At 57.6% G+C, this 16,502-nt stretch carries 15 protein-coding genes and 1 pseudogene; 15 read left to right on the top strand and 1 reads right to left on the bottom strand.

The features are described 5' to 3' along the window. The first annotated feature begins 19 nt into the window (after positions 1–19). The 5 genes from LBW88_RS06880 to LBW88_RS06860 all read left to right on the top strand — a co-directional run bounded on the left by LBW88_RS06880 (position 20) and on the right by LBW88_RS06860 (position 6,281). On the top strand, positions 20–532 hold the full coding sequence (locus LBW88_RS06880; protein ID WP_045815175.1) for an Lrp/AsnC family transcriptional regulator: 513 nt from the start codon (positions 20–22) through the stop codon (positions 530–532). Positions 533–855: 323 nt separating this feature from the next. Then, the gene (locus LBW88_RS06875; protein WP_224931456.1) at positions 856–1,302 is read left to right on the top strand and encodes a GNAT family N-acetyltransferase; all 447 of its coding nucleotides are present in this window, start codon (positions 856–858) and stop codon (positions 1,300–1,302) included. A gap of 18 nt (positions 1,303–1,320) precedes the next feature. Continuing rightward, positions 1,321–3,369 carry a hydantoinase/oxoprolinase family protein gene (locus LBW88_RS06870; protein WP_224931458.1) on the top strand — a complete coding sequence of 683 codons (2,049 nt, stop codon included), beginning with the start codon at positions 1,321–1,323 and terminating at the stop codon, positions 3,367–3,369. Between the two features lies 1 nt (position 3,370). Further along, positions 3,371–5,350 carry a hydantoinase B/oxoprolinase family protein gene (locus LBW88_RS06865; RefSeq protein ID WP_224931459.1) on the top strand — a complete coding sequence of 660 codons (1,980 nt, stop codon included), beginning with the start codon at positions 3,371–3,373 and terminating at the stop codon, positions 5,348–5,350. 85 nt (positions 5,351–5,435) lie between these two features. Further along, positions 5,436–6,281 (top strand): oxidoreductase, encoded by an 846-nt coding sequence (locus LBW88_RS06860; protein ID WP_224931461.1) that lies wholly within the window; start codon positions 5,436–5,438, stop codon positions 6,279–6,281. Positions 6,282–6,402: 121 nt separating this feature from the next. Here LBW88_RS06860 and LBW88_RS06855 read toward each other — a convergent pair whose 3' ends face one another. Then, a complete protein-coding gene (locus LBW88_RS06855) occupies positions 6,403–8,568 on the bottom strand; it encodes a putative bifunctional diguanylate cyclase/phosphodiesterase (RefSeq protein WP_224931463.1) in 2,166 nt (721 codons plus the stop codon). Positions 8,569–8,879: 311 nt separating this feature from the next. On the opposite strand from LBW88_RS06855, the gene phnF reads away from it, so the two are divergent. From phnF to phnP, 10 genes and pseudogenes are all read left to right on the top strand, one after another. After that, a complete protein-coding gene (gene phnF / locus LBW88_RS06850) occupies positions 8,880–9,596 on the top strand; it encodes a phosphonate metabolism transcriptional regulator PhnF (RefSeq protein WP_224932021.1) in 717 nt (238 codons plus the stop codon). Next, the gene (phnG, locus tag LBW88_RS06845; protein WP_224931466.1) at positions 9,593–10,039 is read left to right on the top strand and encodes a phosphonate C-P lyase system protein PhnG; all 447 of its coding nucleotides are present in this window, start codon (positions 9,593–9,595) and stop codon (positions 10,037–10,039) included. The genes phnF and phnG overlap by 4 nt, the downstream gene beginning before the upstream one ends. After that, positions 10,039–10,614 (top strand): phosphonate C-P lyase system protein PhnH, encoded by a 576-nt coding sequence (gene phnH / locus LBW88_RS06840; protein ID WP_224931468.1) that lies wholly within the window; start codon positions 10,039–10,041, stop codon positions 10,612–10,614. Before phnG ends, phnH begins: the two co-directional genes overlap by 1 nt. Then, positions 10,614–11,690, top strand: coding sequence for a carbon-phosphorus lyase complex subunit PhnI (locus LBW88_RS06835; RefSeq protein WP_224931470.1), 1,077 nt, complete (start codon positions 10,614–10,616; stop codon positions 11,688–11,690). Before phnH ends, LBW88_RS06835 begins: the two co-directional genes overlap by 1 nt. Beyond that, on the top strand, positions 11,683–12,531 hold the full coding sequence (locus LBW88_RS06830; RefSeq protein ID WP_224931472.1) for an alpha-D-ribose 1-methylphosphonate 5-phosphate C-P-lyase PhnJ: 849 nt from the start codon (positions 11,683–11,685) through the stop codon (positions 12,529–12,531). Before LBW88_RS06835 ends, LBW88_RS06830 begins: the two co-directional genes overlap by 8 nt. After that, positions 12,521–13,282, top strand: coding sequence for a phosphonate C-P lyase system protein PhnK (gene phnK, locus LBW88_RS06825; RefSeq protein ID WP_039332167.1), 762 nt, complete (start codon positions 12,521–12,523; stop codon positions 13,280–13,282). The genes LBW88_RS06830 and phnK overlap by 11 nt, the downstream gene beginning before the upstream one ends. An 18-nt stretch (positions 13,283–13,300) precedes the next feature. Continuing rightward, positions 13,301–14,005 (top strand): phosphonate C-P lyase system protein PhnL, encoded by a 705-nt coding sequence (gene phnL / locus LBW88_RS06820; protein ID WP_224931473.1) that lies wholly within the window; start codon positions 13,301–13,303, stop codon positions 14,003–14,005. After that, positions 14,002–15,138, top strand: a complete 1,137-nt coding sequence (phnM, locus tag LBW88_RS06815; RefSeq protein ID WP_224931474.1) for an alpha-D-ribose 1-methylphosphonate 5-triphosphate diphosphatase — start codon at positions 14,002–14,004, stop codon at positions 15,136–15,138. Before phnL ends, phnM begins: the two co-directional genes overlap by 4 nt. Next, on the top strand, positions 15,138–15,674 hold the full coding sequence (phnN, locus tag LBW88_RS06810) for a ribose 1,5-bisphosphokinase (RefSeq protein WP_224931475.1): 537 nt from the start codon (positions 15,138–15,140) through the stop codon (positions 15,672–15,674). The genes phnM and phnN overlap by 1 nt, the downstream gene beginning before the upstream one ends. Next, positions 15,671–16,441: pseudogene (phnP, locus tag LBW88_RS06805) on the top strand (phosphonate metabolism protein PhnP). Before phnN ends, phnP begins: the two are co-directional and overlap by 4 nt. The last annotated feature ends 61 nt before the right edge of the window (positions 16,442–16,502 follow it).

Genomic DNA, 16,502 nt, shown 5'->3' with positions numbered 1-16,502 from the left:
GTCAACAATGAGGGGTGCTATGAACGGCTTAATGAAACTCGACCGCATCGACATCAACATTCTGGTGCAATTACAAAAAGATGGCCGTATCAGTAACGTCAATCTCGCCGACGCCGTAGGACTCTCGCCCAGCCCTTGTTTACAACGGGTGAAACGCCTGGAGCAGGCTGGGTTCATTACCGGATATGAAGCCCACATCAATCTGACCAAAATTACCGATTCCGTCACGGTGTTCACCGAAGTGACGCTCTCGGGCCATCGCCGCGAAGACTTTATGAAATTCGAAAACGCCGTGCGCGATGTGGATGAGCTGATGGAGTGTCACCTGATCACCGGCGGCTACGACTATTTGCTGCGCTTTATTACCCGCAGTATTGAGCATTACCAGGAAGTGATTGAGAAGATGCTCGACGCGCAGATCGGCATCGATAAATACTTCAGTTATATCGTGATCAAATCCCCGATCATGAAAAGCACGGTCCCCCTGCGATCGCTGATTGCTAAGCATAACTCAGTTGATTTTAGTGTCTGATGTCCCCTCATGAGACCTTCTCCCGCTGTGGGAGGAGGGATCCACTAAGCCCCTGCACTGACGATACTGGAATGTGATTCTCCGCACCCCTCAGATCCTATTTTTCGTGTCAGCTAACCTCGCCATTGGAATGTAGCCCGCTGCATCGATTGGCGCGGTTGCTCGCGGGTGGGAGAGGGCGGAAACACGTGGCTTGACCCTACAGCATAAAATTTCTTCTCTGCCGTAAATTCCCTTTATCTTTACTGTTCAGGTCGTGGCTTCACGCGCGCCCGCTTCCTGCATATCCGTACACTCAATTTATCGCTTTACAAGGAGTTGCCATGACCACATTAACCCTTGTCGATCATCAATGGCAGCGCGACGAGTTCACCATTTCTACCGAACGTCAGCGCCTTGATATGGATTACATTCACCAGCAATTGACTGAGAAGTCTTACTGGGCCAACGCACAGCCCCGTGCCAAAACCGAGCGCGCGTTTGCCGGTTCGTTGCCGTTTGGTGTTTACCATCAGCAACAGCAGATTGGCTTCGCGCGACTGGTGACGGATTACACCCGCTTCGGCTGGCTGTGTGATGTGATGATTGATGAAAACTGGCGGGGTCATGGTCTGGGTAGCTGGCTGGCGACCTGTGTGCGTGCGCACCCGGAACTCGCCACCGTGCACCGCTGGATGCTCTCCACTAATGATGCCCATCAGCTGTATCAACGCCTTGGCTGGCGAGTGGTGCAGGATCCCCAAAAACTGATGGAATTTCCTCTCTCCTGATAACGGAGTTTTCACACCATGGGTTACCGCGTTGGCGTTGATATTGGCGGATCCTTTACGGATTTCGCCGTGCTGGATGAACAAACCAATCAGATTCATACCTTAAAAGTGCTGTCGCGACCGGATCAGCCGGGCAGCGAAATCCTCACCGGATTGTCGCAGTTGCAGCAGCGTGACGGTATTGAACCGCAGCATATTGACTACTTTACCCACGGCACCACCGTGGGGATCAACGCGGTCATCCAGCGACGTGGCGTGCGGCTGGCGCTGTTTGCCACCGAGGGATTTTGCGATGTGCTGGAGCTGGCGCGTCTTAAAATTCCCCATATTCACGATCTCTATTCGCGACGTCCGGCACCGTTGATTACCCGCGATCGGGTGTACGCCATCAAAGAGCGCACGGACCGCCACGGCACCGTGTTGCAGCCAGTGGATCGGCAAAGCGTGCTGGAAGCCATCGAACAGGCGCGTGCGTCAGGTTGCCAGGGAATCGTGGTGTCGCTGCTGCACAGCTATCGCAACCGTCACAACGAAGCGGCAGTCAAAGCCATTATCGATGAGGTGGCGCCTGAACTCCTCACCTCCTGCTCCGCCGACATATGGCCGATCATCCGGGAATATGAGCGCACCATAACCGCCACCATCAATGCTTACGTGCAGCCGATGGTGATTCACTATCTGGAATCCTTTGAGCGGGCGTTGCGCACCATGGGCGTGAAGCCGCCGCCGCGTATCACCAAGTCCAACGGCGGGGTGATGGGCGTGGAGCAGGCAAAAAGTGAATGTGTGCAGATGGTGTTGTCCGGCACGGCTTCGGGTGTGATCGGTGCCAGCTTCCTCGCCAGCGCCTGTGGTTTCGACAAGATCCTGAGTCTCGATATTGGTGGCACCAGCGCGGACGTGGCGGTGATCGTTGATGGTCAAGTGGCGCAGGGCAACGGTGAAATCATCGGTGATTTCCCGATCTATATTCCGTCAGTGGCAGTGACCTCAGTAGGCCAGGGCGGCGGTTCGCTGGCGTGGGTCGATAATCAGGGCGTGCTGCAGATGGGCCCAGATAGCGCCGGATCGCTGCCCGGACCGGTGTGTTTCCAGCGCGGAGGAACGCAACCGACGGCGACCGATGCCTTTGCAGCCTGCGGGATGATCGGCCACGGCGATCTTGGTTACAACGCGGTGAAAGTCGATGTTGCTGCCGCGCGTGCTGCCTGGCAGCCGCTGGCGGATCAACTGGGCATCACGGTGGAAGAGACGGCGGAAACCGCTATCGAACTGGCGATCTCCAGTATGTACGGTGATACCAGCGGATTGCTGTCGCGCTTTGGGCTGGATCCGCGTGAATTCTGGTTCCTCGCCTTTGGCGGCGCGGGCCCGATGATGGGCTGTTTCCTTGCGCGTGAACTCAATATGAAAGGGGTGATCGTGCCACCTACGCCGGGCGTGCTGTCGGCGCTGGGTGGCCTGGTAGCCGATATCCGCAATGATTTTATTCGTACGCTCTACAGCGATCTTGATGCCGCGCTGGCTGACACTCTGGCGACCGAAGCGGAGGCGCTGAGCCAGCGTGCGCGAGCGTGGCTGAGTGAACAACACGGCGCTCAGATGCCGTTTAGCCTGCACTACAGCGCGGATATGCGCTATCGCGGCCAGTCGTTTGAGATTGAAGTGGCGCTGGAGCCGGAGTGGTTAGCGCAGGCGAATGGGGTTGCGTTACATCAGGCTTTTGATCGCCAGCATCAGCAGTTGTTTGGTCACTTTGATGCCAGTGCGCCGGTGCAGATTATCAACCTGCGTTTAGTTATCGCCTCACCGACACCGAAGCCCACGCTGAACCATTTACCCGCCGCGACGGCGGCCGTTGACGTTGCGAAACGCGTCAGCGCATGGATCGATGGCGCATCACATCAGGTGGATGTGGTATTGCGCGCCAGCTTGCGTGCCGGACATCATTTGAGCGGCCCAGTGATCATCGCACAGGACGACTGCACCACCTGCGTCCCGCCGAAAATGCAGGTGGACGTGGATACCTTTGGCAACCTGCTGATCACCCCTGTGGAGGCGCACTAATATGGCGATTGACGGACGTAACCTGCAAATTCTCGCGAACTACTGTGCCGCCGCTGCGGATGCCATGGCCTTTACCCTGATGCGCACCGCACACTCGACCTTCGTCAAAGAGACCGAGGATTTTTCCTGCCAGATTGTCAGCCGTGACGGCATGGCGTTCGCCTCCCCGCGCAGCTTTGGCGCGCCCTGGTACAGCGGCATCGACTACGGCCCGGTACTAGCGTTAATCGATCATTATGAAGAGGGTGATATCTGCATCACCAACGATTCCTATGCGGGCAATGTGGCAACACACTCACCGGATATTCACATCTGGAAGCCGGTGTTCCACAGCGGCGAGATTGTCTGTTTTGTCGTGGGGCACATCCACAATACCGACGTGGGCGGCGCGGTGCCGGCTTCGCTGTCACGATCGCTGACCGATATCGTGCAGGAAGGGATTCGCATTCCACCGTTGAAGATTGTGCGCAACGGTGAATTGAATGAAGAAGTCGCCAGCATTATGCGCCTCAACGTGCGCGTGCCCGACCAAAACTGGGGCGATTTTAAAGCGCAGATTGCCTCGGTAAACGTCGGCGAGCGCAAGATCCATGACATCATCGCGCGTTTTGGTGTTGAGGATTTCCTGCAGGGTATCGAAGGCATTCTGGACTACGCCGAAGCCCAGGCGCGCAGCATTATCGCCACCATTCCGGATGGTGAATACTTCTATGCCGACTTTGCTGACGAGGATGGTGAAGGCGGCTATCCGTGCCGCGTAGCGATCACGCTGCGTATCACTGGTGACACGCTGGAACTTGATTATACCGGCAGCGATCCACAGCTGGCCTCCTCACTGAATATGCCCACCGGCGGCCGTGAACGACATCCGCTGGCGCTGGTGGGGGTGACTTATGTGCTCTCAACGCTGGATCGCAATCTGCTGCTTAATGCGGGCACCTTACGCCCGACGCGCGCCATCCTCCCTCCGGGCACCGTAATGAACTGTGAAGCCCCGGCAGCGGTGGGCATGCGTTCGCTGACCTGTGCGCTGTCGCAGATTGCCACCATCGGCGTGTTCTCCCAGGCGTTGCCCGATCGCTTACCGGCTAACTCACCCGGCGGCAACTCGATCATGAATATTCGCACCAGCGACAGCCAGAACCGCAGCGTGGTGGCTTCGCTCGGTCCGGTCGGCGGTGGTGCGGGCGGTACGCCACGTCATGATGGCCCGGATGGTTCAGGTGGGTTATCGGCGTTTCTGAAAAACACGCCCATTGAAATCAACGAGGCAGAAGTGCCGATCCATTTCCATCGCTATGGGCTGGCGGCAGACAGTGCCGGTGCCGGGCGCTATCGCGGTGGCCTGGCAACGGAAATGGCGTTTGAAGTCACCGCGCCCAATACCACGGTAACGGCACGCAATCGCAACCGATCGGTGTTTGCTTCGGCCGGCGTGCTGGGCGGTGAGTCGGGGGCATTGTCGCACTTCCGCACGCTGCGTGACGGCGAGGCGATCGAGCACGGCAACACCGATGTGATCCGTTGCCAGCCGGGTGACATCGTTGAGGTGCGCGGCCCGGGCGCGGGGGGTTATGGTCTGCCGGTGGAACGCGATCCGGCGGCAGTGCTGCAGGATGTGCGCTGCGGATTTGTTTCAGTGCAAGTGGCGCGTGATAGTTATGGCGTGGCGATTGTTGAGGGTGAAGTGGATGAGGCTGCGACAGCACGTTTGCGTGCCGGGATGCGCACTGAAGCCCGACAGCACTTTGATCACGGCCCGGCCCGCACGGCATTTGAACAGCTATGGACACCGGCACGCTATGCACTGCTCACGGCGTTTCTGGCTGCCGTACCGATCGGCTGGCGACACTTCCTCAAGCAGCAGGTGTTTGCGGCGGTCGCAGCTGATGCCCAACCAGCCGCCCTTGAAGCGCAGATGCAGGCTATCTTTCAAAATCTGCAACAGCGCTATCCGGCGATGATGAACAGGTCGCACTAAGCGCTAATCGGCCTGTTGCTGCTTTGCCATAGTTATTGACCTTGCCCGATGGCGGTTCATCGGGCCTCTTTGAGGGGATGTCACGATGGCTTCAGTTAACACTCCGGTTTGGTTTATTTCTGGCTGTTCAACCGGCTTTGGCCGGGAACTGGCGCAGCAAGCCATTGCGCGCGGCTTTCATACGGTGGTCACCGCGCGCGACCCTGCGAAGGTGCAGGATTTAGTAGCAGGACACGATAATGCCCTTGCGGTGGCGTTGGATGTCACCGATCAAAGCAGTATCGATAGCGCGGTTCACGCGGCGCTGGAGAAATTCGGCACGATTGATGTGCTGGTCAACAATGCGGGGTACGGTTATCAAAGTTCGGTGGAAGAGGGCGATGAAAGCGAAATCCGCGCGCAGTTTGATGCCAACGTTTTTGGCCTGTTTGCGCTTACCCGCGCCGTGCTTCCTGCCATGCGCAAACAGCGACGTGGGCATGTCATCAACATTACATCAGTGGCCGGTTTGATCGGATTTGCCAGCTCGGGTTATTACTCCGCCAGTAAACACGCGGTAGAGGGCTGGTCTGATTCACTGGCGCTGGAAACCGCGCCTTTGGGCATCCACGTCACCTGTGTTGAGCCTGGTCCGTTCCGTACTGACTGGGCAGGGCGTTCACTGCACCAGACGCCCAGCAAGCTGCCTGAGTACGCTGACACCGCTGCTGCACGTATGAAAGCGACATCGGAATACAGCGGCACCCAGGCAGGCGATCCGGCACGCGCGGCCGCGGCGATGATTGCTATCACTGAACATGACAATCCTCCGCGCCATTTGGTGATGGGCGCATGGGGTTATGATGCGGTGACTAACAAGTTGAAGGAGCGCCTCGCGCAGATCGAAGCATGGAAGCAAACGTCGATTGATACGGATTTTCCAACATCATAAATATAGATAACATCACGCGATAAATCGCGTCGCTACAGATAGGTGCGTCATTGTAGCGGCGCAATTTATTGCGCGATGACAGCAGGAGCGTACCGTTTCTGCAACACCCAGGGTCGAGTCCTTACATCATCTTCTCAATCTCTTCAAACGGCACGGCCTGACTAAACAAATAGCCCTGCAATTGATTGCACCCTGCATCAGCGAGCGCCATTTTCTGGCCTTCGGTTTCGACCCCTTCAGCGGTAACCGTTAACCCCATAGCATGCCCCAGGCGTACCACGGATTCGACAATTGCAGTGGAGTTTTGCGCCACGCCCAGCGATTGGGTAAACGAGCGGTCGATTTTGATCTTGTCCACCGGGAAGGTGCTGAGATAGTTCAGGCTGGAGTAGCCGGTACCGAAATCATCCAGTGCGATGCGGAAACCGGCTTCACGCAGTGCGATGATGTTATTACGTGCTTCATGCTCATCTTCAATCAACACACCTTCGGTGATCTCCAGTTCCATATGCAATGGGTTGGCTCCCTCTTCACGCACGATTTCAATGATGCGATCCACGAAACCACTGGCCCGGAACTGCACCGGAGACACATTAACCGCCACAATCACCTGCGGCAGTTTCAGGGAGGTTTTGCAGGCTTCCCGTAACACCCACTCGCCCAGTGGAATGATCATGCCGGTCTCTTCGGCGATGGCGATAAAATCACCCGGTGAGACATCACCGCGTACCGGATGGTGCCAGCGCAGCAGGGCTTCTAATCCCACCACGCGCTGCCCACTGATCTCCATCAGTGGCTGATACCAGACCCGCAATCCATCGAAATTCACCAACGCCTGACGTAAATCCGTCGCCATCTGCTGGTGTGTACGCAGCGATTCATCCATCACCTTTTCAAACTGACGGTACTGGCCCCGACCACCATTTTTGGCTTCATACAGTGCGATATCGGCTTTGCGCATCAGCTCCAGGCGATCAATCCCATCTTTTGGTGCCAGCGCGAGGCCAACGCTGACGCCCACCCAGACTTCGTTGCCCTGAAGTTCGTAGGGTTCGCTCAGCTCACTAATGATGCGTTTTGCCAGCGCTTGTACCTGTCCGATGTTGTCCACTTCCGGCATCACAATGATGAACTCATCCCCGCCGATGCGTCCGACCGTGTCAGTGTGACGCAGGATCTGAGTAAGACGCCGTGCGACCTCAATGATCAGCTCATCACCTGCATGGTGGCCGTAGGTGTCGTTGATATTTTTGAATCGGTCGAGATCCAGTAACAGCAGCGCCACACGTTCATCGTGACGTGCCGACACCGCCAGCGCCTGCGATAAACGTTCCTCTACCAGCGCACGATTGGGGAGACCGGTCAGCACATCATGAAAGGCCAGATGCTGTGCCTGAGCTTCACTGGCGCCCAATTTCAGAAGCGACTGCGACAGGTTCAATGATGAGGTCCAGATGCGCCGCACCATAAACAGACACAATAAAGTGATCAGTAGGACTGATATCAGGGTTGAGGGACCCAGCATGCGCAGCATTTGCGCCCCGGGTTTATCGGGCTGCCAGGAGAGGTAACCGACGGCATCCTCCTGCTGGGACTTCAGCTGATAGAGCGCATCTTTTCCCTTCTCAGGCGCACCGTCACTGAAGTGCAACTGGCGTAGTTGGCTTCGATCCGCCAGATTGCGCAAATAGCCGTCATCGAGGAATTTAATGCTCACCAATCGATAACGTCCTGCCTGGCGCGTGCTGCTGATATCGCCCACGGCCAGTGCGGCCGCACGCTGCCCAATACGCACAAAGTCAGCACGATCCGTGGGGCCCGCCACCTCATCGCTGCTTTTCACCAGTGAGCTATTGAGCATGTCTTGTACATAACGGTCGGGTGAATTGCCTGCCACACGCTGTCCATTACGCCACACGGCCAGCGGTTGGTTATTACGATCTAACAGAAGGATCAGTTGGTGATCGAACATATCGAACAACCACCCCCCGATATTCTGATCTAACCAGCTCTGATCTGGCACGCCCAATGCCAGTTGATCCGCGAGCGGTGACCAGCGAGTCAAACTGCGCAACTGGCGCAAATGTTCGTTAAGGCTCTGGGTAAAGGAGGCCTCAATCATGCGCTGCTGTTGATCGCGCGCCTGTTCATTGCTCAGCGATGTGCCCCAGAACAAGCCAACACCTGCTCCGGCAAAGGTCAAAATCAAAATCGCCATCAAAGGCAAAATCACTTCCCGCACAAAATTGCGGCGGAAACCGTCGGACAGTTTTATTGTATTAATCATTTCAGGATTCGCGTAACAAGAAGGGCTCATTAATAACGTTAGCAGAGTTTGTACAAGCTGCACCCTGTAAGGGCAACGATAAAGCGGTGAAAATAAGCGATAATTTTTTGAACACTGTCACAAAGGCAACAGTTAAAAATATTTTATTAAAACCACAGCCGTTTCGCTTGGATCCTGCTGCCCTAAAGCAAATTCATCCTTGCGTCACTGAGCCGTCACGGCGCTGTCATCTGGCTCCCGCACTGTAGTCGCCATCCCGCAGCAACCTTCGCTGCGTTCCTCAACCTGTAGCGAATGAGGTATTGAACGTGATGGAGATATCCAGACATCCGACCACTGTTTATCAGGCGGTCGCCGCCCAACTGGAGCAGGCACTGCAAGAGCGTTATCGCTGCGGTGACTATCTGCCTTCCGAACAACAGTTAGCCGATCACTATGAAGTGAACCGCCATACGTTGCGCCGCGCGGTGGACGAACTGGTGAATAAAGGGTTGCTGCAACGTCGTCATGGCGTCGGCATCCTGGTGCTGATGCGTCCTTACGATTACCCCCTGCATGCACAGGCCCGTTTCAGCCAGAACCTGCTGGAGCAGGGCAGCCATCCCACCAGCGAACGTCTGCTGGCGGTGCTGCGTCCGGCCAGCAGTGACGTGGCCAGCGCACTGGCTATTAATGAAGGCGATAACGTGATTCATCTGCGTACCTTGCGCCGCGTCAATGGTGTGCCGGTGTGTGTGATTAATCACTTCCTGCCGGATCTGAGCTGGTGGCCCAGGTTGCAACAGTTCCAGAACGGTTCGCTGCACGACTTTATGCAGCAACAACTGGGCCTCGATTTAACCCGTTCGCAAACCCGTATTAGCACGCGCCGCGCACAGGCCAAAGAGTGCAAACAGCTGGAGATTGCGCTGCAGTCGCCGCTGCTGTGCGTGCGTACCTTGAATAAACACAGCGACGGTTTGGTAGCGGAATACTCCGTCAGCCTGACGCGTGGCGACATGATTGAACTGACCCTGGAGCATGAATGAAACAGCAAACCGCTCGCCAGCATTGGCTATCGGTACTCGCGCATAGCGACGCCAGCCAGCTTGATGCCCACTGGCAGTCGCTGCACCTTAATGCGCAATTTGAAGCGATTCGTCCTGCCGAAACTGGTTTAACCCGTTTGCAGGCGCGCATGGGCGGCAGCGGTAAACGCTTTGTGATGGGTGATGCCACCGTCACGCGTGCGGTGGTGAAACTGCACGATGGCACCCTCGGCTTCAGCTATGTGCTGGGCCGCGATAAAGCGCACGCCGAACGCTGCGCCGTAATTGATGCACTGTTGCAACAGCCAGAAACCCATGCGCTGCTGCAGGAAAAACTCATTGCCCCGCTGGCGGCCTTGCGTGAAGAGCAGCGTCAGCTGCGCGCACGTGAAATCGCCAGCTCTAAAGTGGACTTCTTTACGCTGGTACGCGGAGATAACTAATGACATTACTGGCCAGTTTTAACCATCCGGTTGCCGATTCACAGCGTGCATTTCGCCGTATCCTGAAAGCCATGAGCGAGCCAGGCGTGATGGTCTCATTGCCGCTGGAACAGGGCTGGGGCGACTTATCGCCAGCCGCCACCGCGGTGTTGTTGACGTTGGTGGATCAAGAGAGTGCGCTGTGGCTGGATAGCCGCGTAGACAGCGAAGTGGTACGCAGCAACCTGCGTTTCCACACCGGCGTACCGATTGTAGAAGACCGCCATGCGCCATTTGCTCTGACTCATGCGGCATCCAATCCTGACCCTGCGCAGTTCGCACCAGGCGACAATATGTCACCGGAAAAAAGCACCACGCTGATCATCGAAGTGCCGGCGCTGAACGGCGGCTTAACGCTGCGCCTGTCCGGTCCTGGCCTGCGTGAATCCCGCGCCATCGCACCGCAACTGCCGGAAGCGATTCTGACTTATCTGCGCGAGCGTCCTCATCCATTCCCACTGGGCGTGGATCTGATTTTCACCTGCGGTGAAGCGATGATGGCCTTGCCACGCACCACCGACGTGGAGGTGTGCTGATGTACGTTGCGGTTAAAGGGGGCGAGAAGGCGATAGCCAGCGCCCATGAGCTTCAGGCCGATTTGCGCCGTGGCGACCGCGACGTGGCGGAACTTGGCTGCGATCAGGTGGCGCAGCAGTTGGGCCTGGCGGTGGATCGCGTGATGACCGAAGGCGGCATTTATGATCCTCAGTTGGCCGCGCTCGCCATCAAGCAAGCCAGCGGCGATATGGTGGAAGCGATCTTTCTGCTGCGCGCCTATCGCACCACCTTGCCACGTCTGGCTGACAGCCTGGCGCTGGAAACCGATGAGATGCGCATCGAACGCCGTATTTCAGCGGTTTATAAAGATCTGCCGGGCGGCCAGGTGCTTGGCCCTACCTACGATTACAGCCATCGTCTGCTCGATTTCACTCTGCTGGCCAATGGCGAGACTCCGGCGGCACCGCGTGACGATCAGGCACTTCCTGAGCGCTGTCCGCATGTGTTCAGCATGATGACCAGAGAGGGTCTGGCGGCGCGTGAAGAGGATGATGGCAGCGAACCGTGCGATATCACTCGCGAGCCGCCCGGTTATCCGGCGACGCGCGCTGCCCGCTTACAGCAACTGGTGCGTGGTGATGAAGGTTTTCTGCTTGCACTCGGTTATTCCACCCAGCGTGGCTACGGGCGCAACCACCCGTTTGCTGGCGAAATCCGTACCGGCTATCTCAGCGTGTCGATCTGCCCGGAAGAGCTGGGCTTCGAGATTGATATCGGTGAAATCCTGCTGACCGAGTGTGAAATGGTCAACGGCTTTACCACACAAACCGACAGCGCACCGCACTTTACCCGTGGTTACGGTCTGGTGTTCGGCCGCTCAGAGCGTAAAGCCATGGCGATGGCGCTGGTTGACCGTGCCCTGCAGGCCCCGGAATACGATGAGCGAATTGCCGGTCCGGCGCAGGACGAAGAGTTTGTGCTGTCGCATGCTGACAACGTGGAAGCGGCGGGCTTTGTTTCGCATCTGAAACTGCCGCACTACGTCGATTTCCAGGCGGAGCTGGAGTTGCTGAAACGCCTGCGTGAACAGGTTCAGGAGCAAAACGATGAGTGAGTTAACCGGCTATAACAACGGCTATCTGGATGAGCAGACCAAGCGCACTATCCGTCGCGCGATCCTCAAAGCGGTAGCGATTCCAGGTTATCAGGTGCCGTTTGCCGGACGTGAAATGCCGATGCCTTACGGCTGGGGCACCGGCGGGATCCAGATCACCGCCAGTATTATTGGCGACAGCGACGTACTGAAGGTGATTGACCAGGGCGCGGATGACACCACCAATGCGGTATCGATCCGTCGCTTCTTCCAGCGCGTCAGCGGGGCAGACACCACCGAAGCCACCAAAGATGCCACGCTGATCCAGACGCGCCACCGCATTCCGGAGACGCCGCTGCAGGAAGATCAGGTGCTGATTTTCCAGGTGCCGATCCCTGAGCCGCTGCGCTTTATCGAGCCGCGTGAGACCGAAACGCGCACCATGCACGCGCTGGAGGAGTACGGCATCATGCAGGTGAAGCTGTATGAAGATATTGCTCGCTACGGCCATATCGCCACCACCTATGCCTATCCGGTGAAGGTTAACGATCGCTACGTAATGGATCCATCGCCGATCCCCAAGTTCGACAACCCGAAGATGCACATGATGCCTGCGCTGCAGCTGTTTGGTGCCGGGCGTGAAAAGCGCATCTACGCGCTGCCGCCGTATACCAAAGTGGAAAGCCTCGACTTCGACGATCACCCGTTCACCGTACAAAGCTGGGATGAACCCTGCGCGCTGTGCGGTTCGCGCCACAGCTACCTCGATGAGGTGGTAATGGATGATGCCGGTACGCGCATGTTTGTCTGCTCCGATACCGATTTTTGCCACCAGCAGCAGGAACAACAGCATGCACAGTGAACAGCCGCTGCTTGCGGTCAACAATCTGACGCACCTCTATGCGCCAGGCAAAGGTTTTGAAGATGTCAGCTTTGAGCTTTATCCGGGCGAAGTACTGGGCATTGTTGGGGAATCCGGCTCGGGTAAAACCACACTGCTGCGCAGCCTGTCGGCACGTTTGGCGCCGCAGCAGGGCAACATTCTCTATCGCGCACAGGATCTCTATCAGCTGAGTGAAAGCGACCGCCGCCGCTTACTGCGCACCGAGTGGGGCGTGGTGCATCAGCATCCATTAGATGGATTGCGTCCGCAGGTGACGGCAGGCGGCAATATCGGCGAGCGTTTGATGGCTGTGGGCCAGCGCCATTACGGCGATATCCGTAAAGAGGCGATGCGCTGGCTGCAGGACGTGGAGATTCCGGCCAATCGCATCGACGATCTGCCGACCACCTTCTCTGGCGGCATGCAGCAGCGTTTGCAGATTGCACGCAACCTGGTGACCCAGCCGACGCTGGTGTTTATGGATGAGCCGACTGGTGGGCTGGATGTATCAGTGCAGGCGCGACTGCTGGATCTGCTGCGTACCCTGGTGCGTGAACTGAACCTGGCGGTAGTGATTGTGACGCACGATCTCGGCGTGGCGCGCTTGCTGGCGCATCGTTTGTTGGTGATGAAGCAGGGCAGAGTGGTGGAGAGCGGTCTGACCGACCGGGTGCTGGACGATCCGCACCATCCTTACACCCAACTGCTGGTTTCATCGGTGCTGGCTTAATTTCATCAGGACATCAACATGCAACCTTTATTGCGCGTAGAGAAACTCAGCAAAACTTTCGTGCTGCACAACCAGAGCAGCGCCGAGCTGCCGGTGCTGCAGGATGCCAATCTTGAAGTGTGCGCCGGTGAGTGCGTGGTGCTGCACGGTCGTTCCGGCAGCGGAAAATCCACCTTACTGCGCGCGCTGTATGGCAACTATCAGGCCAACAGCGGTCACATCTGGCTGCAACATAAGGGTGAGTGGATCGACATGGCGCAGGCCCCGGCGCGCCAGATTCTGGCGATTCGCCGCGAAACCGTCGGCTGGGTTAGCCAGTTCCTGCGGGTGATCCCTCGCGTACCGACGCTGGAGATCGTGATGCAACCGCTGCTGGAGCGCGGCGTGGAGCGCGCTTTCTGTGAGAAGCGCGCCAAAGAGCTGCTGACACGCCTCAATGTGCCGGAGCGTTTGTGGTCACTCGCGCCCTCGACCTTCTCCGGCGGTGAACAGCAGCGCGTCAACATCGCGCGGGGCTTTATCGCCGACTATCCGGTGCTGCTGCTGGATGAACCTACCGCCTCACTCGACAGCGCTAACAGCGCGGCGGTAGTGGAATTGATTGAACAGGCGCGCACCCGTGGTGCCGCCATTGTGGGTATTTTCCATGACGAAGCGGTGCGCGCACGCGTGGCCGATCGCCTGCACGTCATGCAGCCGGTTAAAACAGGAGCAGAAGCATGATCGTCAATAACGTCCGTTTGGTGCTGGAGCATGAGGTTGTCACCGGTTCGCTGGAGATCCGCGAGGGTCGCATTGCCAGCTTCAGTGACAGTACCAGTCAATTAGCGGGCGCACTGGATGGCGAAAATGCCTTCCTGCTGCCGGGGCTCGTCGAGCTGCACACCGATAACCTCGATAAGTTCTTCACACCGCGTCCGAAAGTGGACTGGCCGGCGCACTCGGCCATGAGCAGCCACGATGCGCTGATGGTCGCCAGTGGTATTACCACCGTGCTGGATGCGATTGGTGTTGGTGATGTGCGTGATGGCGGACATCGCATTGAAAACCTAAGCAAGATGATCAGCGCGATTCAGGACAGTAACCGCAAAGGCATCAACCGTGTCGATCACCATCTGCATCTGCGCTGTGAGCTGCCCCATAACACCACGCTCCCGCTGTTTGAAAAGCTGATGAGCACGCCGGAGCTGTCACTGGTGTCGCTGATGGACCATTCGCCAGGTCAGCGCCAGTACGCCTCGCTGGAAATGTATCGCCTCTATTATCAGGGCAAATATTCGCTGAATGATGAGCAGATGGATCAGTTCGAGCGTGAGCAACTGGCGCTGGCCGCCGAGTTTTCAACGCCGAACCGCAATGCCATCTCCGGTCTGTGCCGTTCGCGCGGCATTCCGATTGCCAGCCACGATGATGCCACGGCGGCACACGTTGCCGAATCACATGACGTCGGCAGCACCATTGCTGAGTTCCCTACCACGCTGGAGGCGGCACGCGCCTCGCGCGAATGCGGTATGCAGGTGTTAATGGGTGCGCCGAATATCGTGCGGGGTGGCTCGCACTCCGGCAACGTGGCGGCAGCGGAGCTGGCCAGCCATGACCTGCTGGATATCCTGTCATCCGACTACTATCCGGCGAGCCTGCTGGATGCGGTGTTCCGCTTAGTGGCCGATGAACGCAACAGCCTGACGCTGCCACAAGCCGCCGCGCTGGTGACCCGTAATCCGGCTCGCGCGATTGGCCTGCACGATCGCGGTGTGATTGCTGAAGGCATGCGTGCCGACCTGGTGCTGGCGCATACCGAACATGGACATCCACACATTCGCCACGTCTGGTCACAGGGCAGGCTGGTGTTCTGATGGCGCGCCTGATCTGGCTAACCGGGCCTTCGGGCTCGGGTAAAGACAGTTTGTTAAACGCGCTGCGTGAGGTGCCGCCGGATAACCTGGTGATTGCCCATCGTTACATTACGCGCCCGGCCGATGCCGGGGGCGAAAATCATGTGGCGCTGAGCGAGGCAGAATTTCGGCGACGTCAGGCACTGGGGTTGTTTGCCATCAGCTGGCAGGCGCATGGCCTGTGTTACGGGCTGGGAGAAGAGATCGATCACTGGCTGGCGCGGGGATTGAACGTGCTGGTGAATGGTTCACGTCTGCATCTGCCGATTGTCGAGCAGCATTACGGCGCACAGCTGTTGCCGCTGGTGCTGCAAGTCTCACCTGCGGTGCTGGAAGCGCGCTTGCGACAGCGTGGACGTGAAAGTGAAGCAGAGATTAGCCAACGGCTGGCGCGTGCGGCAGAACCGCTGCCCGCGCACTGCCATCCGCTTAATAACGATGGCGCACTGAGCGACACGCTCAACAGGCTGCGCCAGCTGCTGGAGCATCCACCATGAAACTGACTTTTCTCGGCACGGGGGGCGTGCAGTCTGCGCCGCTGTTCGGCTGCGATTGCTACGCCTGTGAACGTGCGCGCCTGGAACCGCGTTTTGCGCGGGGGGCGACCAGTGCGCTGATCGACACCGGCAGCGAGCGTATTTTGCTGGATGCCGGTCGCCACGATCTGCATCAGCGTTTCCGCCCTGGTGAATTGAGCCGAATATTGCTTACCCATTTTCATATGGATCACGTGGCCGGATTGTTCAGCCTGCGTTGGGGATTAGGTGAGCCGATTCCGGTGTGGGCGCCGCCGGACGAGAAGGGATGTGATGACCTGTTTAAACATCCTGGCCTGCTGGATTTCCGTTCCGCGCTCACCCCTTTTGTGCCACACAGCTTTGGCGCGCTGCAGGTCACTCCGCTGCCGTTACAGCACTCAAAACTCACTTATGGTTACCTGTTCGACTGGCACGGTACGCGCCTTGCGTGGCTGTGTGATACCTGCGGATTGCCACCCGATACTGCAGATTTTCTTGATGGTCAACCGCTCGACCAACTGGTGATTGACTGCAACGATCCCCCACGAGAAAGCGTTCGCAATCATAACGATGTGATGCGCGCATTGCAGATTATTGAACAGCTGGCGCCGCGCCAGGCGTGGTTGATTCATCTCAGTCATGAGATGGACAGCTGATTACTCAATAATCGCTTACCAGACAATGTACTGGCCGCCATGGATGGGCAGAGCATCACCGTCGGTTCTTCACACGCTGTCACTGTTTAATCACTTTACTGTCATCAAGTCTTCATCGGATTTGCCCGTAATAACGGGCAATCAAGACCTC

Origin of the sequence: Pantoea sp. alder81 (assembly GCF_020179835.1) — a bacterium.
Taxonomy (GTDB): domain Bacteria; phylum Pseudomonadota; class Gammaproteobacteria; order Enterobacterales; family Enterobacteriaceae; genus Pantoea.
The sequence above is the reverse complement of the archived record's forward strand: the minus strand, read 5'-3'. Positions and strand labels throughout refer to the sequence as shown.

Bases quoted from the DNA above. Each gene is read 5' to 3' on its own strand.
- LBW88_RS06875 (WP_224931456.1), top strand. From the start codon at position 856: ATGACCACATTAACCCTTGTCGATCATCAATGGCAGCGCGACGAGTTC.
- phnM (WP_224931474.1), top strand. From the start codon at position 14,002: ATGATCGTCAATAACGTCCGTTTGGTGCTGGAGCATGAGGTTGTCACC.
- LBW88_RS06880 (WP_045815175.1), top strand. From the start codon at position 20: ATGAACGGCTTAATGAAACTCGACCGCATCGACATCAACATTCTGGTG.
- phnL (WP_224931473.1), top strand. From the start codon at position 13,301: ATGCAACCTTTATTGCGCGTAGAGAAACTCAGCAAAACTTTCGTGCTG.
- LBW88_RS06870 (WP_224931458.1), top strand. From the start codon at position 1,321: ATGGGTTACCGCGTTGGCGTTGATATTGGCGGATCCTTTACGGATTTC.
- phnK (WP_039332167.1), top strand. From the start codon at position 12,521: ATGCACAGTGAACAGCCGCTGCTTGCGGTCAACAATCTGACGCACCTC.
- LBW88_RS06860 (WP_224931461.1), top strand. From the start codon at position 5,436: ATGGCTTCAGTTAACACTCCGGTTTGGTTTATTTCTGGCTGTTCAACC.
- phnF (WP_224932021.1), top strand. From the start codon at position 8,880: ATGGAGATATCCAGACATCCGACCACTGTTTATCAGGCGGTCGCCGCC.
- LBW88_RS06865 (WP_224931459.1), top strand. From the start codon at position 3,371: ATGGCGATTGACGGACGTAACCTGCAAATTCTCGCGAACTACTGTGCC.
- phnH (WP_224931468.1), top strand. From the start codon at position 10,039: ATGACATTACTGGCCAGTTTTAACCATCCGGTTGCCGATTCACAGCGT.
- phnN (WP_224931475.1), top strand. From the start codon at position 15,138: ATGGCGCGCCTGATCTGGCTAACCGGGCCTTCGGGCTCGGGTAAAGAC.
- LBW88_RS06830 (WP_224931472.1), top strand. From the start codon at position 11,683: ATGAGTGAGTTAACCGGCTATAACAACGGCTATCTGGATGAGCAGACC.
- phnG (WP_224931466.1), top strand. From the start codon at position 9,593: ATGAAACAGCAAACCGCTCGCCAGCATTGGCTATCGGTACTCGCGCAT.
- LBW88_RS06835 (WP_224931470.1), top strand. From the start codon at position 10,614: ATGTACGTTGCGGTTAAAGGGGGCGAGAAGGCGATAGCCAGCGCCCAT.
- LBW88_RS06855 (WP_224931463.1), bottom strand. From the start codon at position 8,568: ATGATTAATACAATAAAACTGTCCGACGGTTTCCGCCGCAATTTTGTG.